General features: G+C 57.8%; 20 protein-coding genes and 1 pseudogene. 12 read left to right on the plus strand and 9 right to left on the minus strand.

Annotated elements, in window-relative coordinates; all coding sequences use genetic code 11:
* Nucleotide 1: 1 nt before the first annotated feature.
* Complete coding sequence (locus tag ACTG2B_RS10900) at nucleotides 2–1,315, minus strand: anaerobic sulfatase maturase (RefSeq protein WP_439995744.1); 1,314 nt, start codon at nucleotides 1,313–1,315, stop codon at nucleotides 2–4.
* Between the two features lie 340 nt (nucleotides 1,316–1,655).
* Here ACTG2B_RS10900 and sbcB point away from each other — a divergent pair, with 340 nt between their 5' ends.
* The gene (sbcB, locus tag ACTG2B_RS10905; protein ID WP_270656905.1) at nucleotides 1,656–3,083 is read left to right on the plus strand and encodes an exodeoxyribonuclease I; all 1,428 of its coding nucleotides are present in this window, start codon (nucleotides 1,656–1,658) and stop codon (nucleotides 3,081–3,083) included.
* Nucleotides 3,084–3,238: 155 nt separating this feature from the next.
* Nucleotides 3,239–3,739, plus strand: a complete 501-nt coding sequence (locus tag ACTG2B_RS10910) for a hypothetical protein (RefSeq protein ID WP_005333277.1) — start codon at nucleotides 3,239–3,241, stop codon at nucleotides 3,737–3,739.
* Nucleotides 3,740–3,817: 78 nt separating this feature from the next.
* Here the strand turns inward: ACTG2B_RS10910 and ACTG2B_RS10915 are convergent, their stop codons facing one another.
* Entirely contained in the window at nucleotides 3,818–5,527 is a 1,710-nt protein-coding gene (locus tag ACTG2B_RS10915; RefSeq protein ID WP_439995746.1) for a glycoside hydrolase family 36 protein, read from the minus strand.
* A 161-nt stretch (nucleotides 5,528–5,688) separates the two neighbouring features.
* On the opposite strand from ACTG2B_RS10915, the gene ACTG2B_RS10920 reads away from it, so the two are divergent.
* The 3 genes from ACTG2B_RS10920 to cdd all read left to right on the plus strand — a co-directional run bounded on the left by ACTG2B_RS10920 (nucleotide 5,689) and on the right by cdd (nucleotide 7,810).
* A complete protein-coding gene (locus ACTG2B_RS10920) occupies nucleotides 5,689–6,045 on the plus strand; it encodes a CidA/LrgA family protein (protein WP_005333279.1) in 357 nt (118 codons plus the stop codon).
* A complete protein-coding gene (locus ACTG2B_RS10925; protein WP_042658234.1) occupies nucleotides 6,042–6,728 on the plus strand; it encodes an LrgB family protein in 687 nt (228 codons plus the stop codon). The genes ACTG2B_RS10920 and ACTG2B_RS10925 overlap by 4 nt, the downstream gene beginning before the upstream one ends.
* A gap of 197 nt (nucleotides 6,729–6,925) precedes the next feature.
* Complete coding sequence (gene cdd / locus ACTG2B_RS10930; protein WP_005333283.1) at nucleotides 6,926–7,810, plus strand: cytidine deaminase; 885 nt, start codon at nucleotides 6,926–6,928, stop codon at nucleotides 7,808–7,810.
* 132 nt (nucleotides 7,811–7,942) lie between these two features.
* Here the strand turns inward: cdd and ACTG2B_RS10935 are convergent.
* Nucleotides 7,943–9,327: pseudogene (locus tag ACTG2B_RS10935) on the minus strand (tryptophanase).
* 460 nt (nucleotides 9,328–9,787) lie between these two features.
* Here ACTG2B_RS10935 and ACTG2B_RS10940 point away from each other — a divergent pair.
* The 3 genes from ACTG2B_RS10940 (at nucleotide 9,788) to ACTG2B_RS10950 (ending at nucleotide 12,937) form a co-directional block, all read left to right on the plus strand.
* Nucleotides 9,788–9,952: a DUF2256 domain-containing protein gene (locus ACTG2B_RS10940; protein ID WP_236563252.1), complete on the plus strand. Its 165-nt coding sequence runs from the start codon at nucleotides 9,788–9,790 to the stop codon at nucleotides 9,950–9,952.
* Nucleotides 9,952–11,472 carry a cryptochrome/photolyase family protein gene (locus ACTG2B_RS10945; protein WP_439995748.1) on the plus strand — a complete coding sequence of 507 codons (1,521 nt, stop codon included), beginning with the start codon at nucleotides 9,952–9,954 and terminating at the stop codon, nucleotides 11,470–11,472. Before ACTG2B_RS10940 ends, ACTG2B_RS10945 begins: the two co-directional genes overlap by 1 nt.
* Before the next feature lie 157 nt (nucleotides 11,473–11,629).
* Nucleotides 11,630–12,937 carry a D-amino acid dehydrogenase gene (locus tag ACTG2B_RS10950; RefSeq protein ID WP_439996927.1) on the plus strand — a complete coding sequence of 436 codons (1,308 nt, stop codon included), beginning with the start codon at nucleotides 11,630–11,632 and terminating at the stop codon, nucleotides 12,935–12,937.
* 73 nt (nucleotides 12,938–13,010) lie between these two features.
* Here ACTG2B_RS10950 and ACTG2B_RS10955 read toward each other — a convergent pair whose 3' ends face one another.
* A complete protein-coding gene (locus tag ACTG2B_RS10955; RefSeq protein WP_439996977.1) occupies nucleotides 13,011–13,385 on the minus strand; it encodes a hypothetical protein in 375 nt (124 codons plus the stop codon).
* Between ACTG2B_RS10955 and asd the strand changes: the two genes are divergently transcribed.
* Entirely contained in the window at nucleotides 13,299–14,411 is a 1,113-nt protein-coding gene (gene asd, locus ACTG2B_RS10960; protein WP_439995749.1) for an aspartate-semialdehyde dehydrogenase, read from the plus strand. The two genes, ACTG2B_RS10955 and asd, sit on opposite strands and share 87 nt — an antisense overlap.
* Nucleotides 14,412–14,516: 105 nt before the next feature.
* Here the strand turns inward: asd and fdhD are convergent, their stop codons facing one another.
* The 5 genes from fdhD to ACTG2B_RS10985 form a co-directional block, all read right to left on the minus strand.
* On the minus strand, nucleotides 14,517–15,347 hold the full coding sequence (fdhD, locus tag ACTG2B_RS10965; RefSeq protein WP_439995751.1) for a formate dehydrogenase accessory sulfurtransferase FdhD: 831 nt from the start codon (nucleotides 15,345–15,347) through the stop codon (nucleotides 14,517–14,519).
* Nucleotides 15,344–17,476 (minus strand): sigma 54-interacting transcriptional regulator, encoded by a 2,133-nt coding sequence (locus ACTG2B_RS10970; protein ID WP_421285981.1) that lies wholly within the window; start codon nucleotides 17,474–17,476, stop codon nucleotides 15,344–15,346. The genes fdhD and ACTG2B_RS10970 overlap by 4 nt, the downstream gene beginning before the upstream one ends.
* Before the next feature lie 417 nt (nucleotides 17,477–17,893).
* Entirely contained in the window at nucleotides 17,894–18,292 is a 399-nt protein-coding gene (locus ACTG2B_RS10975) for a hypothetical protein (RefSeq protein ID WP_181224240.1), read from the minus strand.
* Nucleotides 18,293–18,388: 96 nt separating this feature from the next.
* On the minus strand, nucleotides 18,389–20,533 hold the full coding sequence (gene fdhF / locus ACTG2B_RS10980) for a formate dehydrogenase subunit alpha (protein WP_439995753.1): 2,145 nt from the start codon (nucleotides 20,531–20,533) through the stop codon (nucleotides 18,389–18,391).
* A gap of 46 nt (nucleotides 20,534–20,579) precedes the next feature.
* A complete protein-coding gene (locus ACTG2B_RS10985; protein ID WP_439995755.1) occupies nucleotides 20,580–21,179 on the minus strand; it encodes a 4Fe-4S dicluster domain-containing protein in 600 nt (199 codons plus the stop codon).
* A 157-nt stretch (nucleotides 21,180–21,336) separates the two neighbouring features.
* Here ACTG2B_RS10985 and ACTG2B_RS10990 point away from each other — a divergent pair, with 157 nt between their 5' ends.
* From ACTG2B_RS10990 to ACTG2B_RS11000, 3 genes are all read left to right on the plus strand, one after another.
* Nucleotides 21,337–21,663, plus strand: a complete 327-nt coding sequence (locus tag ACTG2B_RS10990; protein ID WP_439995756.1) for a hypothetical protein — start codon at nucleotides 21,337–21,339, stop codon at nucleotides 21,661–21,663.
* 181 nt (nucleotides 21,664–21,844) lie between these two features.
* Nucleotides 21,845–22,699, plus strand: coding sequence for a hypothetical protein (locus tag ACTG2B_RS10995; RefSeq protein ID WP_439995757.1), 855 nt, complete (start codon nucleotides 21,845–21,847; stop codon nucleotides 22,697–22,699).
* 132 nt (nucleotides 22,700–22,831) lie between these two features.
* Nucleotides 22,832–23,995, plus strand: coding sequence for a DUF3800 domain-containing protein (locus ACTG2B_RS11000; RefSeq protein ID WP_439995758.1), 1,164 nt, complete (start codon nucleotides 22,832–22,834; stop codon nucleotides 23,993–23,995).
* The last annotated feature ends 200 nt before the right edge of the window (nucleotides 23,996–24,195 follow it).

The raw sequence follows: 24,195 nt of genomic DNA on the forward strand, positions 1-24,195 counted from the left end.
CTTATTTCCTCTGACCATGTGTCATGACGCCGTTATTCATCACCGCATCACTATACTTGCCATGGGCCACCGGATAACCGGCACGGCGCAGGATATAGGCCATCGACTGATCGATATGGCTGAAAAACTTGTACCAACCGGCACAGAGGTAATTCAGACCTGCCTCCCCTTCGTGGGTGCGAATGAAGCGGTTCTTCGGGCACTCCCCATAGCAGGCAAACTGGTAGTCACACTGCTGGCATTGGCGGGTTAGGCTGCGCGATTTGGCAAAGCCGAAGGCTTGCTGGGCGGGCGAATACGCCAGCTCACTGAGCGGCTGATGGTGGATATTGCCGATCTTGTACTTGGGATAGACATAGTGGTCACAGGCAAACGCATCGCCGTTTGGCTCCAGCGCCAGCCCCTTGCCGCAGATCTCCCCCAAGGTACAGAGGGGGTTCTTGCGTCCCATCCAGGTCTCGACACTCGCCTCGAAATATTGCACGAAGACCCGTCCCAGATCCCGCTGCACCCACTCATCGAAAATGGTGATGAGAAAATCCCCCCACCCCTCGGCCGAGACGCACCAGGGCTCGACCACCGAATTTTTGTGCCAGGGATTGAGGCGCTTGTCCCCCTGCTTGAGTTGCTCCTGCGGTTGCCAGGTCTGGGGCGCGGTGGTGCGAAAACTCTTCTGCTCGACGATAGGGATAAACTGCATCTGGGGCGACTTCACCTCATCACGCAGGAAGCGATAAACCTCCAGCGCATTCTTGCTGGTGAGGTTGTTCACGCAGGTCAGGGTGGCAAACTTCACCTTGTATTTATGCAGCAACGCCACCGCCGCCATCACCTGATTGAAAGTACCGCGCCCGGCTCGGTTGACCCGATAGGCGTTGTGCAGCAGCTCGGGGCCATCGATGCTCAGACCGATGAGAAAGTTGTTGGCGGCCAGAAATTCACACCACTCATCGTTGAGCAGGATTCCGTTGGTCTGCAGATCGTTGGCGATCACCACCCCTTGCGGCTGGTATTTGCGCTGCAACTCAACCACCTTGCGAAAATAGTCGAGCCCGAGCAACGTCGGCTCGCCCCCCTGCCAGGAGAAGATGATCTCGGGGGTGTTCTGCCCCTCGATATATTGGCGGATATAGGTCTCAAGGGTCTGCTCGTCCATCTGGGGCGAACACCCCTTCTTGTATTCCAGCAGATCCTGCTTGCTGAGGTAGTAGCAGTAGGTACAGTCGATGTTACACACGGCCCCGATAGGTTTGGCCATCACATGCATCCGCTTGGATGCCTTGCCGTTGAACTGTGGACCCTGAGTAATCACCATAACTGCACCACCTGCAAAATTGCTGTTTTGAGGCCTGCAGTCTAAAGGCTCCCGCTGTCACACGCTGGTTATACCCCTTATAACCAGCGGATATGGGACCAGGCTAACATTTTGATGTCATAAAAAATCATCGCATCCTACGAGATAAATTGGTCGTATAGTCCCGGTGAGCCAGACAGAAGTGCATAAGATATCGGGAGCAACCGCCCAATAAACCGCCACCTGCACGGCTCGCCCTTCGTTCTGCCTGCGCTATGGTTTACCATGCACACAATTGTGGTGCCTGGCACCGCCCACCCAGGCGCTAGCCGCCGTCATCGGATACCTCATCTCGAGCAACATGAGCAAAACAGCACACGCGGGCAACGAGCCAACATTCTATTTCCACGACTACGAAACCTTCGGCATCAGCCCCGCCAAGGACAGGCCGTCGCAGTTTGCCGGTATTCGTACCGATGCGGATTTCAACCTCATTGGCGAGCCGCTGGTCATCTATTGCAAGCCTCCGGCAGATTACCTGCCAGATCCGGAGGCGTGCCTCATTACCGGTATCACGCCACAAAAGGCGATGAAGGATGGGCTGTGCGAGGCGGATTTCATTCGCCAGATCCACGAGCAATTCGCCACGCCGAATACCTGTGTGCTGGGCTACAACAGCATCCGCTTCGATGATGAAGTGACCCGCTACACCCTCTATCGCAACTTCTATGATCCCTATGCCTACAGTTGGCAGAATGGCAACTCCCGCTGGGATATTCTCGACATGCTGCGGGCCTGCTATGCCCTGCGTCCGGAGGGGATAGAGTGGGCCTTTGACGATGAAGGCAAGCCGAGTTTCCGGCTGGAGAAGCTGACGGTCGCCAACGGCGTCGCCCACGCCAATGCTCACGATGCACTCTCGGACGTGCTGGCCACCATCGAGATGGCCAAGCTGGTGAAAAAAGCCCAACCCAAGCTGTTTGGTTATCTCTTTGATCTGCGTAACAAAAACAAGGTGAAGGCGCTGATTGACGTGGTGACCATGAAGCCGCTGGTGCACGTCTCCGGCATGTTCTCCCCCTGGCAGGGTTGTGCAAGCTGGGTCTCGCCACTTGCCTGGCACCCCACCAACCAGAACGCGGTGATCATGGTGGACCTGACCCGCGACCCCACCCCGCTTATCGAGCTCACGAGCGAGGAGATCCGCGAGCGCCTCTACACCAAGAAAGAGGAGCTGGGGGATCTGGCGGGCATTCCGGTCAAACTGGTACACATCAACAAGTGCCCGGTACTGGCGCCGGCCGCCACCCTGACCGCGGAGCGCGCCGACGAGCTCGGCATCGATCGGGAGCAGTGCCGCAAGAGCCTGGATCTGCTGCGCGCCCACCCCGAGGTACGGGAAAAACTGGTGGAGGTGTTCAATCAGGAGTTCGCCGGCAACAATGAGAGCGACCCCGATACCCAGCTCTACGCCGGATTCTTTGGCCATGGCGACAAGTCCACCATGGATCTGGTGCGTGCCACCCCCGCGGATCTGCTGGGTGAGCGGGAGTTCGCCTTTACCGACGCCCGGCTGCCGGAGATGCTGTTTCGCTACCGCGCCCGCAACTGGCCGCACACCTTGAGCGAAGCGGAGCAGAAACGCTGGCGCCTGCACTGCAGCGACTACTTCAGCCGCCGTCTGCCGGACTACGTGCCCCGTCTCGAGGCGCTGGCCGAGCAGAACCAGAGTAACGAACGGAACTTTGCGATTCTTAAGAGTCTCTACCACTATCTGGAAGATTTATGAGTTGTGAGTAGTTTCACAATAAATCCTTCCCGCCCGTCCCCTTCTTCAGGTCATAATGACGAAGGGGATTTCCCCAAAAACCAATATCTTGCAACATCCTGAGCGGATGTCTCCCAAGCAAGAGATCTTTTTGGCCGAACGGAAGCCATTTGCTGATGCCTCGTCACCACGCACTGCTCGGATTACTGGCCCTGCTGCCGCTGGCAGCCAACGCCGCATACCGGTTCGATGTGCCGGACTATCTTGCTCGCCTGCCAGAGCAGACCTATCGCATCGTAGAACAGAACTTCAATTCCCTTTATCAGCAGACTGATTTCACGCCCCTGATCACCAACAGCTACTTCAACGGCTCGCATCTCTACAAGTTTGTCGGGGTACCGCTGGCCATCAGCGCCCAGTCAGGTTTCCAGCTGGAGGTGTTTGGTCAGGTCTATAACCGCGCTTCGCAAGCCTATATGCACCTGAGCGAGGATATGTCCCTTTATCGGGTGATGCGGGTCGATCTGATGGGGAACCCCAATGATCAGCTGGCCATCGGTTTTGGTCTGGGGGTGCCCATCACCCCGTTGCTAACCCTCAAGGCGATCGCCTCCGGCAGTGATATCCCGGGCTATGGCTCTGCCAAATACGCCGTTGGTTTTGAGTGGCGTTACTGAAAAACGTGACTGATAACCGCTAATTGAAACAATTCAGGCTCCATGATGGAGCCTGAATTGTTTATGGTGAGGCTGTGATCAGGTGTAGTGGATCACCCGCCCCTCGCCCCCTTGCAGGGTCACGGTTGTGCCGACTGCCTGCCCCTGCCAAAAATCGGTTCCCCCTTCCGGCAGCAGAAACTCCTGTGGTTGCCCCTCCCAGTTGAACAGGCAGAGCAGAGTACCACCCTCGGGCAGGCTTACTTCGCCGCAGGCAAAGTCCATCGACTCGAAACGGGCAGAGGGTGCACGAGCAGCACAAAGACCCAGCAGCTTGCGCAGTTGCACCGCCTGCTCCTCATCGAGATCCTGCAGTCGATCACCGGCCAGCATCATGCCGCCGCTCGCCACCAGCGCTGCCAGATGGAAGCTGTATTCAGCCTTGCTGGCCTGCTGGGTCGGCAGATCCCGCAGACAGATGCAGTCGGGGTCGAGGGCCCAGAGCTTGTCGTTCTGCCAGGCGCGGCAGAAGGCTTCACGGGCGATCTGGCGATAGCGGTGGCCATTGCGCTCCACATCGTCACTCACCCGCATGCCGTGCACCAGCCCAAGGCTTGGCCAGATGGGGGCGTTGCAACCGAGCAGGAAAGCACCTTCACCAGCACCACGCACAATGGCCGCCATACCGCGTCGATAGGCTGCAACCCGGGTGGCGGCCGGATCGTGGAAGCGGCCACCGTGGATAGCGCCCCAGAAGTTGGCATCGAGCTTGAAGTAGTGGATGCCCCACTGCTCGCGCAGGGTACGGAACACCTTCTCAAGGTGCGCTTGCACCTCGGGGTGGGTGCCGTCCAGCACATACCAGGGGGTGCAGCGCCAACCGCCATAGGTGACCCGCTCGGAGGGCAACGGCAGGCCGTCATCCCCCTTCACAAACCAGTCTGGGTGCTCCTGAAACACCTGTGAACCGGGCTCTGCAATAAAAGGAGCGACCCAGAGGGCGGGCTCGCAGCCAGCCTGTTTGATCTCGGCAGCCAGTGAAGCAACGCCTTGCTCGAACTTGGCCGATGGTGTGAGCCAATCGCCCATTTTGGCCTGATAGCCGTCGTCGATCTGCACATAACGCAGGACCGGGAAACGCTCGGCACGCACCTGCAGGTTCTCGCGAATGTCGGCAGCACTTACCTCGGCGTAGTAGTGATACCAGGAGCACCAGCCGCTCGGGCGCTCACTCACCTTGCCGATCAGCGAGCCGTGCTCGGCCTCGATCAGCCGTGCCAACTCGGCCAGCAGATCCTCGCGCTCAGCCCCTTCGAGGCAGATCAGCGCCTCGCTCTGCCAGTGCTCACCGGCTGCAAGTTTTCGCCCTTCGCAGTTCATCAGGATCTGCAAGCGGCCATCGGGATAGAGACGAAACTCCCCGCCAAAACGGTGGCAGCTGGCAAAGGCGAGCAGCAGCCACCCCTTGCCATGCTCCACCAGCAACAGGTTGTGAATGGTGTGATAGCCATTGTCATCGGTTATGCGATAGACGCTGGAATCGGGGCAACGGCCGACATGTTGCGGTAATTGCCAGCTACCCATGGTCTGGGCCAGCATCTGGAATCCTTCGCCATAGATGGCGCTCTCCACCGGCAGGCCAAGCTTGCCGTCAAACAGCACCCAGCGCTCAACCGGGGTGGCATCAGCGCCGGTGTTGTCGAGTCGTACCCGGCACAGGGGCCCTTCCCACTGACGGGTTTGCAGCAGATGGGGTGGCAACGCGTTATCGTTCGCCAGCTGGCGAACTCGGGACAAGAGGGATGTCATCACTACTCCTTGAAGTTCGAAAAGGGTTCTATCAGACAATTTTTCAAAAATTGCCAATCAAATCAGCTTCAAACGAACTGATTTCAGTTGTTATTGTTTTAATGCCGCGACCCGGCCTCTCTGGTAAACTGCGATTTTTCATCCCAGTCGATGAGGTTCACGTGATCGCGCAACGCGCCTTGCTGTACTTTCGTGACTTTATGGTCATCGTCGCCTGCCTGCTGGCAGGCAAATCCGTGGCAGCCATCCTGCCGTTTGCCTTTCCCGGCAGCATCATCGGCATGCTGCTGCTGTTCGTGCTGCTCTCCCTGCAACTGATCAAGCTGCACTGGGTCGAGCTGGGCGCTGGCCTGCTGCTGCGCCACATGGGCGTTTTGTTCGTTCCGGTCGCGGTCGGACTGGTGGCCTGGCTTGAGCCCCTGCGCCAATCCTTCGGCGTCATCATGCTCTGCATCGTGCTCGGGATCGTGCTGATCCTCGCCACCGTCGGTCGGCTCTACCAGAGGATGAACAAATGATCTTCTGGCTAGCCATTCCCCTGACCCTGGCGCTCTATTTCGCCACCCGCGCCCTCTATCGCCGCCTGCCCTGGCCCATCATCAATCCGGTGCTGGTGCCGACCGCGGTGATCATTGGCCTGCTGCTCTGGCTCGATCTGCCCCTTGAGCAGTACGAGCGCGGCAGCAGCCCCATTACCATGCTGCTGGAACCCGCCGTGGTGGCGCTGGCGCTGCCGCTCTATCAACAGGCGCGCCAGATCCAGGCCAAGCTCAAGCCCATCCTAATCTGTACCCTCGCCTCCGTCTTGATCTCGGTGTGTACAACCCTGCTGATCGGTCATTTTATGGGCACAGATCCGGCACTGCTCGCCTCATTGGCGACCAAATCCATCACCACCCCGCTCGCCATGAGCGTCAGCCAGTCCATCGGCGGCATTCCCGCCATCGCGGCCGCCGTGGTGGTGGTGGTGGGGATTGTCGGCGCCCTGATCGGCTACCCGCTGCTCAAACTGCTGAAAGTGACCGACCCGGAAGCGCAAGGGCTCGCCATGGGGGCCTGTGCCCACGCCATCGGCACCGCCACCTCCGCCGAGAAGGGGATCACCCAGGGCGCCTTTGCATCGCTCGCCATGGTGGTGTGCGGGATCCTCACCGCTGCCGTCGCGCCGCTGCTGTTTGCCATCTATCACTGGCTGATCTGATCACCCCATTGACCACCTGTTGACCATTCCGGGGGGCCTGCTGGCCTCTCGGGGTGCGACCTGCCGCACAATTTGCACAAGACAAACGTTTCCATTACCATCCCCCTCCGTTTGCCCGTCAGGGCGTGAGCCTGCTCACACATTTACCCGAGCTAGCTCCCTACAATGGCCGCCCAATTGGCCTTTGAGGACACACTATGCATCCCCGTTTTGCCAAGCCATTCGATACCCTCTCTGCCCCGCTCAAAGCAGCCGTGCAGCCCATGCTGGATAGTGCCGACTTCAACGCCCGCTTCACGCCGGAGCAAGTCGCCACCCTGAAAGCCGCCACAGGTCTTGATGATCGCGCTCTGCGTCTCGCCCTGTTGCCGCTGGCCGCCGCCTGCTCGGTGGCCCCCATCTCCAAGTTTTATGTCGGTGCCATCGCCTGCGGCCTGAGCGGCACCTGGTACTTCGGTGCCAACATGGAGTTTGCAGGACAAGGTCTGTTCCACTCGGTCCACGCCGAGCAGTCCGCCATCTCCAATGCCTGGCTGGGCGGTGAGACCGGGATCTCTGAAATCACCGTCAACTACACCCCCTGTGGCCACTGCCGTCAGTTCATGAACGAGCTGAGCACCGCCAAGATCCTGAAAGTCTCTCTGCCCGATGACTTGAGCGCCCTGCAATCCTTCCTGCCCCACTCGTTTGGCCCGGCGGATCTCGACATCACGGATGCGCTGATGAGCCCGCAGGATCACGCAGAGCTTGAGCTTCAAAGCGAAGACCCGCTGTGGCAAGCCGCACTGGCCGCCGCCCGTCAAAGTTATGCCCCCTATAGCCAGGGCTATGCCGCGGTGGCGCTGCAGTTTGCCGATGGTCGCATCTTCTCTGGCCGCTACGCCGAGAACGCCGCCTTCAACCCCAGCCTGCCGCCGATGCAGATGGCCTGCGCCCATGCGGTGCTTAACGGCGAAGATCTCGCCACCATCCGCCGCGCCGTACTGCTGGAGAACAAAAACGGCCAAATCAGCCAGCGTGACTCCGCCCAGTCCACCCTCAAGGCGCTGGGCTCTGTCGAGCTGGAGTATCAAGCGGTCTGACCCAGTTTGCTTCGATAAACGAAAGCCCCCGCACCAAGGTGCGGGGGCTTTTTTACTGGGCCATTTAACCGGGAGCGGCCGGTGATCTTCACGGCTTGGCGCGGTTGATCACCACATCTAACCAATTGCTGATCAGACCGGTTTCAGCCGCGCAGTGAAGTGGCGCAGCAGCGGCGGCTCGTAATCAAAGGTGAGCCCGCGAATGTCGCTGGCCCGCGCTTTCACCGCGATCAGGCAGTCGGCCACATAGTCCATGTGATCCCGGGTGTAGACCCGACGCGGGATGGTGAGACGCAGCAGCTCGAAGTCCGCCGCCTCCTGCTTGCCGGTGGCGGGATCGCGCCCGAGCAGCAGGGAGCCGATCTCCACCCCGCGCACGCCCCCTTCCAGATAGAGCTCGCAGGCGAGCGCATGGGCGGGGAACTGCTCGGCCGGAATATGGGGCAGCAGCTTCTTGGCATCCACAAAGACCGCATGGCCGCCGGTGGGGGTCTGGATCGGGATCCCCGCCTCGGCCAGCCGCTCACCCAGATAAGCCACCTGACTGATGCGATAGGTGAGATACTCCTCATCCATCCCCTCGCGCAGGCCGATGCCAAGCGCCGCCATGTCCCGCCCGGCGAGGCCGCCATAGGTGACAAACCCCTCCATCGCCACGCAGCGCACCTGCACCGCGCGGAACAGGTCGAGATCTTCCCTGAAGCAGCAGAGCCCGCCGATATTGACCAGCCCATCCTTCTTGGCCGACATGGTGAAGATGTCCCCCAGCGCGAACATCTGGCGCACTATCTCCTTGATGCTGCGCTTGGCATAAGCCGGATCCCGCTCCTTGATAAACCAGGCGTTCTCGGCAAAGCGGGCGGCGTCGATCACCACCGGAATCTGGTGACGACGGGCCAGTTCGGAAACCGCCTCCATATTGGCCATGGAGACCGGCTGACCACCGGCGCTGTTGCAGGTCACCGTGATGATGATGCCGGCCACGTTGTCGGCCCCCAAGGTCTCGATGGTGTCGGTCAGGCGAGGGAGATCAAATCCCCCTTCCAGGCGTAAGGGGCCGTGGTGTCGAGGGCTTTCGGGGTGAGCAGATTGATGGCCCGCGCGCCGGCCAACTCCACATGGGCCTTGGTGGTGTCGAAGTGGTAGTTGGAGATGAAGACCGGCGCCTTGCCCTGGCAGCGCTTGACCAGCTCGGGGAAGAGGATCTGCTCCGCCCCGCGCCCCTGGTGGGTGGGCATCACATGCTGGTAGCCAAAGATCTCGCGCACCGCGCGCTCCAGCTCGACGAAGTTGCGGCTGCCCGCATAGGCTTCGTCCCCCATCATGATGCCGGCCCACTGACGGTCGGACATGGCGCCGGTGCCGCTGTCGGTCAGCAGATCGATATAGACATCCTCGGCCAGCAGCAGGAAGGGGTTCCAGCCAGCGGCCTCGAGGGCGGCGCGGCGCTCGGCGCCAGTGGTCTGTTTGATGGGCTCGACCATCTTGATACGAAACGGCTCGGGTATACGACGCATAAAAGACTCCTCACCGGCGCAAGGCCAGTGTGTTTGAAATTGGAATTGGCAAAGAGACCGGGGCGATCAGGGTCGTCCGGCTGACAAATTCAAACGGCGGGTGCCGCCAATCAGCGGTGAGGAAAGTCGAGGGTCAGAATGGGATCCCGGGTATACCAGTGGGCGAGCAGGCAAGCTGCCCGGGGCGTAGCTGTCATGATTGGCATCACTCCCCTCCATATCGGTTGTAGACAGTCGGTGGCCAACAAGATCCATAGATGGATGCTGCCAGCGGGCAGCCTCGCCACGTTAACGGCTGGTTAATTGGCAAACAAGGGGCGCACCGACGGGCTGTGCGCCCGCTCACAAAGTGGGCATCTGCGGGGCAAACCGGCAGTGAGGTTGATCCGCTCGCGCCCCCGGTTCGTTATTCTCCCTACCCACACGCCACATCCCCCATCAGCCAGGGCCGGAAGCCATCATGCATCGCAAACCCCATCTGCCCGAGAAGATCTGCCCCGTCTGCCTGCGCCCCTTCAGCTGGCGCCGCAAGTGGGCGCGCAGTTGGGAGGAAGTTCGCTACTGCAGCGAACGCTGTCGCCACGCTCGTCACCGCAGCCAGCAACCTGAGGGGGAGCGAGTCTGATGGAGCTGCGCCTGATTCTCGGCGATCAGCTGAACGCCGGTCACAGCTGGTTTCGCACCCCGGATCCGGCAATCTGCTATCTGATGGCGGAGCTACGGCAGGAGACCGACTACTGTCGCCACCATCGTCAGAAGGTGCTGGCCTTCTTTGCCGCCATGCGCGCCTTCGCAGCGGCACTCACCCAAGCGGGCCACCGCGTCTGTTACCTGACTCTTGATGAGAGCGCCCGCTGGCCCGATTTGCCCGGCTTGCTGGAGGCTCAGCTCGAAGCACATCAGGCCAGCAGCTTTGCCTGGCAGAGCCCGGATGAGTGGCGCCTCGCCAGCCAGTTGAAAAGCTGGGCGACGGGCCTTGCCATCCCTGCTACCGAGGTGGAGAGCGAGCATTTTCTCACCCCCCGCGATGGCTGGCAGCGCTACCCCCACAGCCGGATGGAGTTCTTCTACCGCGCCCTGCGCAAGCAATACCGAGTGCTGCTCGATGAGCGCGGCCAACCCCTTGGCGGGCGCTGGAATTTTGATGACGAGAACCGCGCCAAGCTGCCGGAGCGTCAGCCGATCCCGGCCCCCCTCACCTTTGCCAACGAGGTGAGCGAGATTGACGCCATGCTGACCCGCCACGGGGTCAGTACCATCGGCGAGGCGGATGCCAGCCAACTGCCGTGGCCCATCACAAGACGCCAGAGTCGTGAGCTGCTGGCCCATTTTCTCACCCACTGCTTGCCCCACTTTGGCCGCTATCAGGATGCCCTGAGCGAGCGGGGCTGGAGTCTGTTTCACAGCCGTCTGTCGTTTTCACTCAACAGCAAGATGCTTCATCCGCTTGAGGTGATCCGCGCCGCAGAGACCCACTGGCAGGCCAATCAGGCCGACATCACGCTGGCGCAGGTGGAGGGTTTTATCCGCCAGATCCTCGGCTGGCGCGAGTTTGTCCGTGCCCTTTACTGGGAGAAGATGCCCGACTACAAGCAGACCAATTTTCTCGGGGCCAACCGACCGCTGCCCGGTTTCTTCTGGAATGGAGAAACCAGGATGGCCTGCGTGCGTCACGCCATAAAGCAATCCCTTAAGCACGGTTACGCCCACCATATCCAGCGGCTGATGGTGACAGGCAACTTTGCCCTGCTGGCGGGGATCGATCCTGACGAGGTGGATCAGTGGTATCTCGGTATCTATGTGGATGCCATCGAGTGGGTGGAGCTGCCCAACACCCGCGGCATGAGCCAGTTTGCCGATGGCGGCCTGATGGGCAGCAAGCCCTACGCCAGCAGCGGCGCCTATCTCGAGCGGATGGGCCACTACTGCAAGGGGTGCCACTATCAGGTGAAAGCCCGCCACGGCGACGGAAGTTGCCCCTTCAACAGCCTCTACTGGCACTTTCTCTGGCGCAATCGGGACAAACTGGGCGGCAATCCCCGCCTCGCCCTCCCCTATGCCAACTGGGATGGCCAAGCCGCGGAACAACAGCAGGCTATTCTGGCAACGGCGGAGCACTACCTGATCAAGCTGGAACAGTTGTAAGCGGGCCACCCCCCCTGACACATGCCCCCTGAAAACAACGCAGCGATTTACGCTGGCAATCAGGCTCACCATCGCACCAAACACCAGCTTGTGACAGGCAAGCAGACGGAGATCCCAATCCTGCGCAGAGCGGTTGAATATCCTGTGGCGGCTGATTATGGTGGTGGCCACATCAGGAGATCAGTCAAGGAAAGACGATATGGAGATAGTGGTTCTCGGTGGCGGCGTGATTGGGGTAACCAGCGCCTGGTATCTGGCCAAAGCGGGTCACAAAGTAACCCTGCTGGAGCGACAAGGTGGCGTCGCCCTTGAAACCAGCCATGCCAACGCCGGGCAGATATCCCCGGGTTATGCGGCCCCCTGGGCGGCCCCCGGCATTCCCCTCAAGGCCGCCAAGTGGATGCTGCAAAAACATGCCCCCTTCACCGTGCGCCCCACCGCCGACCCCTTCCAGCTGCGCTGGATGCTCAGAATGCTCGCCAACTGCACCCCGACCGCCTATGCCACCAACAAGGGGCGCATGGTGCGTCTGGCCGAATACAGCCGCGACTGCATGAAGCTGCTGCGTGACGAGCTCAACATCAATTACGAAGGGCGCCAGCTCGGCACCCTGCAGCTGTTTAGAAGCCAGTCCCAGCTCGATGCCAGTCAACGCGATATCGAGGTGCTGGAGGAGTACGGCGTCCCCTACCAGTCGCTGGATGCCAGCGGCTGCGAAGCGGCAGAGCCTGCGCTGGCGCGGGTGCGCGGCAAAATCGTCGGCGGCTTGCGTCTGCCCGGCGACGAGACCGGCGACTGCTTCCGCTTCACCAAGGCCCTTGCCCTTGAAGCCGAGAAGCTCGGGGTCAGGTTCGTCTTCAACTGCGATATCGACGAGATTGAGCAAGCCCGCGGCCGCGCCGTGGCGGTGCGGGCGGGCGAGCAGCGTTATCGCGCCGATGCCATCGTCTGTGCGCTCGGCAGCTATGCCACCGGTTTTTTGCGGCCGCTGCTGCGCCCGCTCGGGCTGGAGCTGCCGGTCTATCCGGTCAAGGGCTACTCCCTCACCCTGCCGATGATCAATGCCGAGGCCGCGCCGCGCAGTACCGTGCTCGACGAGACCTACAAGGTGGCCATCACCCGTTTTGACGAGCGGATCCGGGTCGGCGGCATGGCGGAACTGTCGGGCTACAATCTTGCCCTCAACCCCAGACGTCACGACACCCTGGCGATGGTGGTGGGGGATCTCTTCCCCGAAGGGGGCGATATCAGCAAGGCCGAGTTCTGGACCGGCCTGCGTCCCATGACGCCGGACGGCACCCCGCTGGTGGGGCCCAGCCCCATTCCCGGTCTCTGGCTCAATACCGGCCACGGCACCCTGGGCTGGACCATGGCGGCCGGCTCGGGTCAGCTTCTGTGCGATCTTATCAGCGGCAGCGAGCCCGCCATCAGCGATGAGGGGTTGACCCTGGCCCGTTACGGCTAGACGCCCACACAGTCGGGCTGTTTCACTCGCCAACTACGCCCTCAGACAACAGCAGAGGACGTTCTCAACCGCTTTATTGACAGGCCACCGCCATAAACGGTGGCCTTTTCATCTGATGTTGACCTTCTCCCTCCCCGTCTACCTGAGCGGTGCTCTGGCTGCCGGTTAATGCAGCAAACGGCACAGAATATTGCGCAATTCGACTTGCGCAAGCCGTCACAATCCGTAATGTGGATAGACGCATTTTTCGCAGCGCATATTTTTTAAATGGCCTGTAAACCGCTTGTAAACAGGCGTCGCCAGACAAGGGGTTACGGGTGTCACCGCGAGTTTCTTTAGCAGCAATCCAGGGTAGGACATTATGAAAAAAGTAGGTTTGGTCGGTTGGCGTGGCATGGTGGGATCGGTTCTGATGAGACGGATGCAGGAAGAGCAGGATTTCGCCCATATTCAACCCACATTCTTCACCACCTCCCAGGCCGGTGAGGCCGCGCCCAACTTCGGCGTCGATGCCGGTACTCTGCAAGACGCCTTCGATATCGAGGCGCTGGCCAAGCAGGATATCATCATCACCGCGCAAGGCGGCGACTACACCAAGGATGTCTATCCGCGCCTGAAAGCCGCTGGCTGGCAGGGTTACTGGATTGACGCCGCCTCCTCCCTGCGGATGGAGAAAGATGCCGTCATCATTCTGGATCCGGTCAACGGCGACGTCATCGAGCAGGCCCTGAACGATGGCATCAAGACCTTCGTCGGCGGCAACTGCACCGTCAGCCTGATGCTGCTGGCCCTAGGCGGCCTGTTCAAGGCCGATCTGGTGGAGTGGGTGAGCGTAGCCACCTATCAGGCGGCCTCCGGTGGCGGTGCCCGCCATATGCGCGAGCTGGTTACCCAGATGGGGATGCTGCGCGACGAAGTGGCGGTCGAGCTGGCAGACCCTGCCTCCGCCATCCTCGACATCGAACGCAAGATCACCGAGAAGACCCGCTCCGGCACCCTGCCGGTGGACAACTTCGGCGTACCGCTGGCCGGTGGCCTTATCCCCTGGATTGACACCAAGCTCGACAACGGCCAGAGCCGTGAAGAGTGGAAGGGTCAGGCCGAGACCAACAAGATTTTGGGTATCGAAAACGCCGTCATTCCGGTGGATGGTCTCTGTGTGCGCATCGGCGCCCTGCGCTGCCACAGCCAGGCGTTCACCATCAAGCTGAAAAAGGATGTGCCGCTGGCGGAGATCGAAGCCCTGCTGGCTGCCCACAACGACTGGGTAAAAGTGATCCCCAACGATCGCGATATCACCGCCCGCGAGCTGACCCCTGCGGCCGTTACCGGCACCCTCAGCATTCCGGTGGGCCGTCTGCGCAAACTCAATATGGGCCCTGAGTATCTGGCCGCCTTTACCGTGGGTGACCAGCTGCTGTGGGGCGCCGCCGAGCCGCTGCGCCGCATGCTGCGTATCCTGCTGGCGCGCTAATCCGCCACAGACGCAGAGACAACAAGGGCGGGGAGTCACACTCCCCGCCCTTTTTTATTGCCAGTTTTTATAAGCCCTTTAGCAGGCTCTCACTCTTGCAGTCACTTAAAGCAGAATGCGCTGACAGCCGCTGTAGATCTCGGCCCGTCCGGGGCGGCAAAAACCCACCAGCGTCAGCCCGGTCTGCTCGGCCCGCTCGACCGCAAGCTCGGTGGCAGCGGAGATGGCGAGCAAGATCTCCACCCCGGCGCTGGCGCACTTTTGCACCATCTCGAAGCTGGCGCGGCTGGTCACCAGAATGGCACCGTCGCGCCGACCCGTGCGGCACAGATGGCCCACCAGCTTGTCCAGCGCAATATGGCGCCCCACATCCTCGCGGATGGCGAGAATGTTGCCTTCCCCGTCCAGATGCACCGCCGCATGGGTGGCGCCGGTGCGCTGGCCCAGCAGCTGAAGCGGGCGCAGTGCGGTCAATACCTTGTCGATATGACCCACCGCCAGACGCTGGCTGTCGGGCAAGCTTGGCTGGGTGCGGATCACCTGCTCCAGACTCTCGCTGCCGCAGATGCCGCAACCGGTACGGCCCGCCAGCGTGCGCCGCTTCTCTTTGAGGCGATAAACGCAGCGATTGGCCAGGGTGATGTGCAGCTCAATCCCCTGACAGCCATCGATCTGCTCAATGTCGTGGATATCGAGCAGGCTGTCGATGATCCCCTCGGATAGCGAGAAGCCGATGGCAAAATCCTCCAGATCGGAGGCCGAGCACATCATCACGCTGTGGGCGATGCCGTTGTAGACCAGCACCACCGGCGTCTCGGAGGGGAGCGCCATCTCGCTGTCGCAGGTCAGTGTATCGGCGCGGTAGTGCACCACCTCGCGGTGGATGGCGCAGCGGGCCAGTTCGTTCTGCGCCTCCAGCTCAAGTAGCTCTCTCATGGTGCGACCCCGTCAATGATCTCGGGATCTCTGGCCGAAATGCCGAGCCGCTTCATTTTCGAAAGCAAGGTGGTGCGCTTCATACCAAGGCGGTTGGCCGCCCCCCGCTCGCCAGCCACGATGCCGTTGCAGTCACGCAGGGCGGCGATGATCGCCTCGCGTTCATCGGTCGGCCCCTCCTCGGCAAAGAGCGGCGTGGCGGGCTCGTCATACACCAGGGTCTCAATCTTGTGATAACCCTTGAGTGGCATCAGCTCATCGGGCGAGAGGTTGAGCACATGGCCGCGGGTCATCACCACAGCGCGCTCGATGACGTTCTCCAGCTCGCGGATATTGCCGTACCAGGGCAGCGACACCAGCATCTTCATGGCATCGGCGGGGATCGAGGTGATGGTGCGGCGCATCCGCTTGGCAATCTTCTTGATAAAGAAGTTGACCAAGAGCGGAATATCCTCGCGCCGCTCCCGCAGGGGCGGCAGTTCGATGGGAAAGACATTGAGGCGGTAGTAGAGATCGCTTCGAAAGCGCTTGTTCTTGACCATGGAGAGCAGATCGCAGTTGGTGGCGGCCACCAGCCGCACATCCACTGCGATGGGGTTGCTGTTACCCACCCGCTCCAGCTCGTGCTCCTGCAATACCCGCAAGAGTTTGGGCTGCAAGTCCAGCGGCATATCCCCCACTTCGTCGAGGAACAGGGTGCCCTTGTGGGCCCGCTCGAAGCGGCCGATGCGCTGGGTCAGGGCGCCGGTAAAGGCCCCCTTCTCGTGGCCAAAGAGATCGCTCTCGATAAGGCCAGTGGGGATGGCGGCGCAGTTCACCTTTACCATCTCGTGGTCGTGGCGGGCACTCAGGGCGTGAATGGCCTGGGCGATCAGCTCCTTGCCGGTACCGGTCTCGCCGAGGATCAGCACGGTACTGTCGCTCTCGGCCACCAGCCGCACCTTCTCCAGCACGCTCTCCATCACCGCGCTCTGGTAGATGATGTGGGGAAACTCCCCCTGCATCTGCGGCTCGTTGATGCGAATGGTCTTCTCTTTGGCGCCGTTGGTGTTGGAGATCTCCTGCTGCGCCTGCACGTTGTTCATGGCAATGGCCGTGCGCGCCGCCACCTGCTCCAGCAAGGAGATATCGATATCGGCAAAGAAGTCGGCGTTGGGGTGCGAGAGGATCAACACCCCCAGCAGGTTGCCCCGATAGCGCAGCGGCAAAATGCAGGAGCTGTCGGCCTCGGGCGGCAGGATCTGGGAGGTAAAGCGGCAGCGATTGCTGCAGCCGTGGCCATGTTCGCGATAGACAAAAAACGGCTCGCTATGGCCAAGGGCCCCCTGCAGACACTTCTTTTCAAAACAGGAGTGATCGATGATGCCCGGCTGATCGCTCTGGTGCTGATTGACCAGATAGCTCTTGAAGCTGTCGGAGGTGGCGTTGTATTCGGCCAGACACAAGCTGCTGATACCGAAGTGGTGATGCAGGATGGCAAACAGGCTCTTGGGCAGCTCGGCGATGCGCACCAGTTTGATCACTGCATTGGTCACATCCACCAGAATTTTGCAGCTGTCGCGCTCAAGACGCAGGGAGTTGGCCTGCTCCAGAGTGCGCTCCTTGTCGAGCACGTTCTCCAGCGCAATGGCGATAATGGCCGCCAGCTGGGTCAGTTTGGCCAGGGTCTCCATGGTGAAGCTGTCGAGCTGGGTGTTGATAAACTCGACCCCGCCAAGGTGGCTGCGGGCAGTGGTGATGGGGAGCTGGCAGTAGGAGCGCAGCCCCCCGTAGACCCCTTCGCGATCCAGCGCCGGGCAGCGATTCTCAAAGCGGGCGGCAGCGAGAATGATGGCCTGTTCCGGGGTCTCTTTGGTCGGACGGGGGGAGAGGTGCAGCTCTGCCTTGGGGCAGACAAGATGCTTTGGGCCGGAATGTCCCATGAAATAGAAGATGGCCTCCTCGTCCGCACCCATGTTGAGGATCAGGTTGACCCGGGTTACGCCGCCGAAGCTGGCATCTATCTTGTTGAGTTTGTGGATAAAATCATCGAGCGTCACGGCCGACAGGAGGGATTTGGAGAGCAGGAGAAAACCGTCGTCCCAGATGGGAGAGATCTCGTCCAGGGGGATGGCACTCACATTTAGCATTGCGGCCTCACGTTATATCGATTTAGTCACCAGTCAGGCTGTCCATGCCATCGCATCACGACAAGCACCCGTCACCAAAATAAATAGCCACAGCCCGTAAAAGCGGCTGCCAATAAGAAAAGCGGTGACGAAAATTGTCGCATGTTGCAATTCCAGAGTTGTTATTAACGAACGACAACAAAAAGTAACATCGTTATCGGGGGATATATTGGAATGGCGACTCATCATAGATGAGCTCAAATTTCATTACAATCCGATTTAATATATCTGATGGCCATATTTAACCGGTTATTTCATCAGTTCTTGATCTCAATTAAGGCGCCTGAAAAGTGGGCTGCCGTCAACTGTCAGATCTGCCCTTTCCTCTTCGCTGGCTGCGGGTTTCAAGATGGCGCCTGCTGCCCATCCATCGGCAATTTACGAGGTGATGATCCGGCTGTGGCAGCACTTCAGGCCACCGAAGATAAAGAGGGCCGACAAGCTCTGGAAGGCCATCAGCAGCCAGCTGGCGTTGTCGGCAAGCTCAACCGAGACGCACTGGTGAGTGAGGTAGACCAGCAGGGTGATCACCCCCAGCAGCAGGCAGTTGATCAAGGTGGTGGAGATAAACCCGATCAGCCAGGCACTGGAAATACTCAAGGCAGAAAATACGCTGCTCATGGCAAGCCGCGCCGCCATAAAACAGCCGAAAAAACCGAAGCCCAGCAGAAATATCATCTCGTCGCGCCAAATATAGCAACCTATTCCCAGCAATATCGCCGCCAGATAGGTGCCAATATAGAAAAGTCCGAATAAGCGACCAATTTCATGTTGCATCATTTACTCCCCTTTTTTTGGGTAATAAAAGGGTGCCCGACTCGATAAATCCGAGTCGGGTTCCCTTATTTGTGCAGAACCTCTTTTTTAGGGCGATCAGCCTTTGGCTGCGCTGCGCAATTTCGCCTTGAGCGCGCTGTATTCAGTCTGGACGTACACTTCCGCCTCAGGCTGATTGTCGATGCGCTCGATCTTCACCGCGCAGTACTTGTACTCCGGCGTATGGGAGACGGGATCGACGTGCTCGATGGTGAGCTCGTTGCAGGCCCCGATCCACCACTGGTAGGTCATGTAGACCACCCCGGCGTTGACCCGGTCGTTGTAGTTGGCCCGGGTGATCACCTTGCCACGGCGCGACGAGATCCAGACCAGCGCCTGATCCTTCACCCCGAGCTTTTTGGCATCGCTCGGGTGGATCTGCACATAGCCCGGCTCATCGGCCAGGGTCTGCAGCGCCGAACAGTTGCCGGTCATGGAGCGGCAGGAGTAGTGACCTACCTCGCGCACGGTGGAGAGCACCAGCGGGTACTCCGCACAAGGCTGCTCCAGCGGCGGCCGCCACTCGGAGGCGATCAGCTGACCCTTGCCGCTCGGGGTGGTGAACACATTCCCCTCGAACAGAGTGCTGGTGCCCGGGTGATCCTCGGTCGGGCAAGGCCACTGCACGCTCTTGAGATCGGCCATCTTGTCGTAGCTGACTCCGGCGTAGAGCGGGCAGAGCGCACGCATCTCGTCCCAGATCTCTTCGGTGTTGTGGTACTCCATGGGATAACCCATGGCGGTCGCCATCAACGAGAAGATGGCCCAGTCCGGTTTCACGTTCTCAGGGGGCGTCACCGCCTTGTAGAGACGCTGGAAGCCGCGATCTGCCGAGCTGTAGACCCCTTCATGCTCGCCCCAGCTGGTGGCGGGCAGAATGACGTCGGCCATCTCGGCGGTCTGGGTCATGAATATATCCTGCACGATCACCAGCTCCATCCCCGCCAGAGTGCGGCGGAACTGACCCAAGTCAGCCTCGGTCTGGGCCGGGTCTTCACCGAAGATGTAGAAGGCCTTGCACTTGCCCTCCTCCACCTTGTGGCCAAGCTCCGTCAGGCGGTATCCCGGTTTCTGGGAGAGCGACTCCACGCCCCACGCCTTGGCGAACTTGGCACTGATGGCGGGATCGGCCACCGACTGATAACCCGGGAACTGGTGCGGCAGCATCCCCATGTCACAGGTGCCCTGCACGTTGTTCTGACCGCGAACCGGCCCGCAACCGGTGCCACGGCGACCGAAGTTGCCGGTCAGCAGCGCCAGACCCGCCAGCCCCTTGACCACGTCCACCGCCTGACCGTACTGGGTCACCCCCATGCCCCACAGGATCATGGATGCAGGCGACTCGGCGTAGGTGCGAATGGCTGCGCGGATATCGGCGGCTTTGAGGCCGGTGATCCCCTCGACATATTCCGGGGTGTACTTGGCCACCGTCGCCTTGAAGGTCTCGAACCCTTCGGTGTAGTTGGCGACAAAGGCCTTGTTGTAGAGCCCTTCATTGATCAACACGTTGGCGAAAGCGTTAACCAGCGCCATGTTGGAACCGTTTTTGAGCGGCAGCCACTGATCGGCGATGCGGGCGGTCTCCACCATGCGGGGATCACACACAATCACCTTGGCCCCGTTTGCCTTCGCCTTGAGGATATGGCGGGCGACGATGGGGTGAGAGTCAGCAGCGTTGTAACCAAACACCAGCAGGCACTTGGTCTCTTGAATTTCGGGAATGGCGTTGCTCATGGCGCCGTTGCCTACAGTTGTCTCCAGACCGGAGACTGAGGGTGCGTGTCACACCCTCGCGCAGTGGTCGACGTTGTTCGTCCCAATCACCGCACGGGCAAATTTCTGCATCACATAGTTGGCTTCATTGCCGGGGCCACGGGCAGAGCCGGTGGTCATGATGGCGTCCGGGCCATATTTCGCCTTGATGGCAGAGAGACGGCTGCTGGCAAACTCGATCGCCTCATCCCAGGAGACGGCCTCGAACTTGCCACCGCGCTCGCGGCGGATCATCGGGCTCTTGAGACGGGGGGTCAGCAGGTTGGTGTCGTTCAGGAAATCCCAACCGTAATAGCCCTTGAGGCAGAGCTGCCCCTCGTTGGTCCGGCCGTTGGCGCCTTCGGCCCCCACCACCTTGTCGTTTTCAACCAGCAGGTTGATTTTGCAACCGGTGCCGCAATAGGGGCACACGGTAATGACTTTTTTCATGACTCACACTCTTGTTTGTTAACGAAAAACGGCTCGGCAAGCCCGCTCACACCCGCGCCGGCATCGCCAGCAGTGCCTCGGCACTGGCCAGCTGTTTCTGCCGGTTCAGGTTTTCAAGATGCTCCGGCGTGACCAGCCGCAGCGCCTGGGTCGGGCACACCTCGACACAGGCCGGGCCCGCCTCGCGGTGACGGCAGAGATCGCACTTGAGCGCCTGCGCCTTGGTCTGCGGACGCTTGAAGAGCGAATCGTCAGCGGGTGCCACCTCTTTGAGCACCACCGCCATGGCGCCGTAAGGACAGGCCACCACGCAGGACTTGCAGCCGATGCAGCGCTCCTGCAACACCTTGACGCAACCATCCTCGCTGACGATGGCATTGTTCGGGCAGGCCATGGCGCACGGCTTGTCTTCACACTGGCGACAGAGCACCGGCGTGGTCACCTTGCTGCCCACGATCACCTTCAGGCGCGGCTGAAAGTAGCTGTCCTTGGAGACCAGATGTCCATCCTCGATGGCAAGATGCAGGCCGCCCTCCCGCTCAAGGGTCCCGCTGCAAGACCCTGACTGGTGTGAAACGGCGCAGGCCACCTCACAGGTACGACACCCAATACAGAGACTGGGATCTGCAATCACGAAGCTGTTCATAGAGAGGGATCCTAAATGGTTCGTTACACCGGGCCGCCCGCCGACAGGCAAAGAGGCGGCCAGCCCCCCACAAAGCATTTATCAGACCAAAACGGGCCAAGGTTGCGATAAAAAATCACAAGCAACTGAAAATAAAGAAGTAATCAGAAAACGTAGCGTGCTGTTTATCACCCCTGACGAGGGTGGCGACGGGGTGGGAAGTGTGATCGACACGACAAAAGTGACGAGCTCGACACCGGCTGACCAGCCCCTGCCCAAGCCATATAACGAAGCCATTCGAAGGAGTTGGCAGCCAGGATCGGCCGCCCCAAACCGGACAAGCGGAGCAACGACATCCGGGGAGAAAAGCCATACCAAGGGCCAAAAATGGGCTGCGCAACACGTAAAAGCCGCTTGGGGCAATGGCAAGTTGTTTGGTTTTGCTATCGAGCTGGCAGGTCATCATCAAGTGAAATCGAACAAAAGTGAGCCACTTATTGACTAATTTATTGAGCCAGAGCCGGTTTTAGGCCCCTGCCTATTTAGTTTTTCACCTGTCCGGTTACTATGGCTCACTTGGCAACCAGACACTGGACATTTAACTTGCCGATAAATATTACGATTAACTTTTAGAGAGCATGTGCGTATCAGCGTGTGAATGTTTAAATTAAGTAAAGAGAATAAAGATGAGCGAAATGCAATTTAAAATTGATGGTGAAAAATTAAAGGACGGTGTTCCATTACATATCGCGGTTGCTGCATTAGATCAGTTTCAAAAAATTGTCGATAAATCATATCTAGGTGTAAGTGGAAGTAAACGCCTTACTCAGAGGGAGCGAGATAAATTTTTCATTCGTACAACAGAGATTAAGCATGGTTCACTTCTCACCTACTTTGACATTGCACTACAAGGTGTCCAATTAGGACTACCTTTTGTTTCCGCATATGGTCCTCAAAACATTTGGGATGCGACAAAGGATACGTTTAATTTTCTGAGGACTGTTTGCACTGCTGTGCAAAATGGCAAACAGCCAGTCTACGAATTCAACAACGATGGAGATGCCGAAGTGCATATAGGAGATGAAGTTCATCACTATCATGGCACTGTAATTCAAATTGGAAAGATGGCTCTTCCAAACTACCAAGAACTTGCAGCATTGCTGGGAAAAAACAAGTTAAATGAGATTTCTGCTGGCCCGATTAAAAATGAAGTGAAAGATATTTTCCTTGGAGCCGAGGATAGTGACGCTTTTCGTGTACCAACAAAAATACAAAAAGATACTATTGAGTTATATTGCGAAGTTTTTGACTTCAATAAATACAAGAATGCAGGAAAGCTAAATGTCAGCGTAGCAGGGCAAGAGATTCCTGTAGGTGAATATAGTTTTTCTATTTTTGGAAACCAAGATAATGTTGATTATATTTACTCAATGTTAAAACCTGTTGTAATACTAAATTGTTTAGTTGAATTGGCTATAAGCCCATTTGGTGGTGAGGAAATCCACTTATTACACATAATTGGAATTGGCTCACAATCGTAATTGATAAATATCGTACGGTGTAATATGCACAGCGTTATATAACTCTATCGTCAGCATGTATTAATGATGAAATTAATTTCGTTCATTGTACCCTACGACTTTACCATATCAACATACATAAGAGAGCATAGAATGGACAATAAAAGTAGTCATGAGATAATACAGACCCATGCTATTTTGCATTTTGATGAATCAGGCTTTACTGGTAATAATTTACTTCACAAACAGCAAAAAATATTCTGCTATGCATCTTTAGAATGTTCTCATGAAGAGGCTGAAGTATTCACCAATTACATCATTCAAAAATATAAAATTCAGAACAATGAAATTAAAGGCTGTAATTTACTAAAAGGAGCTCGCGGAAAAAGGGCTATAGATGAAATAGTTCAAAACTTTAGAGGTAGGTTTAAAGTATCTGTTTCCGAGAAGAAGTATGCATTAGCAGGAAAGTTTTTCGAGTATATTTTTGAACCAGCCATATCAAGTGTCAACTCTATTTTTTACAATATAAACTTCCATAGATTTATTAGTAATATACTCTACCTGGAATTTTCTACCAAAGGTGCAATGGCCGAAGAAATTTTTGAGGATTTTGAAAAACTAATGAGAACTGGTGATTTTACTGGGCTAAACACTTTGTTTTCAGACTCTATTGATTCAGGGATAACCCCCGTTTTAGAAAAAATTTGCGAATTCGCAATATATAATAAAAAATCGATAATTGATGAACTTGATGGCTATATTGGTGATAAATCAGGAAAATGGGTTTTAGATTTAACTAATACCGCACTATTTAGCCTCCTTGCAGAATGGGGGCAAAAATATGATGAGATAACAGCTTACTGTGACCACTCCAAACCATTAAGTGATGACCAAGAAATTTTTAATGTCATGGTAAACCGTGAAGATAAGCAGTTTACACATATTGCTGGAATCGCCTCGCCCATCACATTTAACTTAAAAGAACCACTCAATTTAGTAGACTCTAAAATTGTTCACGGAGTACAACTAGCAGATGCAATAGCTGCAGCATTTGCCTATGCATGTGACAACACCAACACTGATGAATATGCAATAAAATGGCGTAACATGATAGAAGATAGTGTAATATTCGGCAGTGTGTTTCACGACTACGATCACATTGATCTAAATAAATTAGAGGTAAAAAGGAATTTAGTCTTACTATATGAGTTGGTTGACCGAAGTAAAAATGGCATTAATTTGACAGAAGGTATCGGGGAGTTTATTAGATATATTACAGCAGCTTTAGAAGCAGATCATTATAAGAAAAACTAACTGGTGTCGGTAGATTATCGTAGGGTGCAATAAGTGCAGTGCATTGCACCTATTACGTTTTTAATTTGCGCTGCAATTTCTTTCATTCATTGTACCCTACCTTTCCCCTGACAAAATAAAGACTCCATTGCTACCCATCACCCTCCCCTTTGCCGTCCTGCCAGCAATTAATTAGTCACTATTTTATCGTCTGTTTTTCA

The organism is Aeromonas sp. 30P (genome assembly GCF_051919805.1).
In the GTDB taxonomy this organism is placed as follows: Bacteria; Pseudomonadota; Gammaproteobacteria; order Enterobacterales; family Aeromonadaceae; genus Aeromonas; species Aeromonas veronii.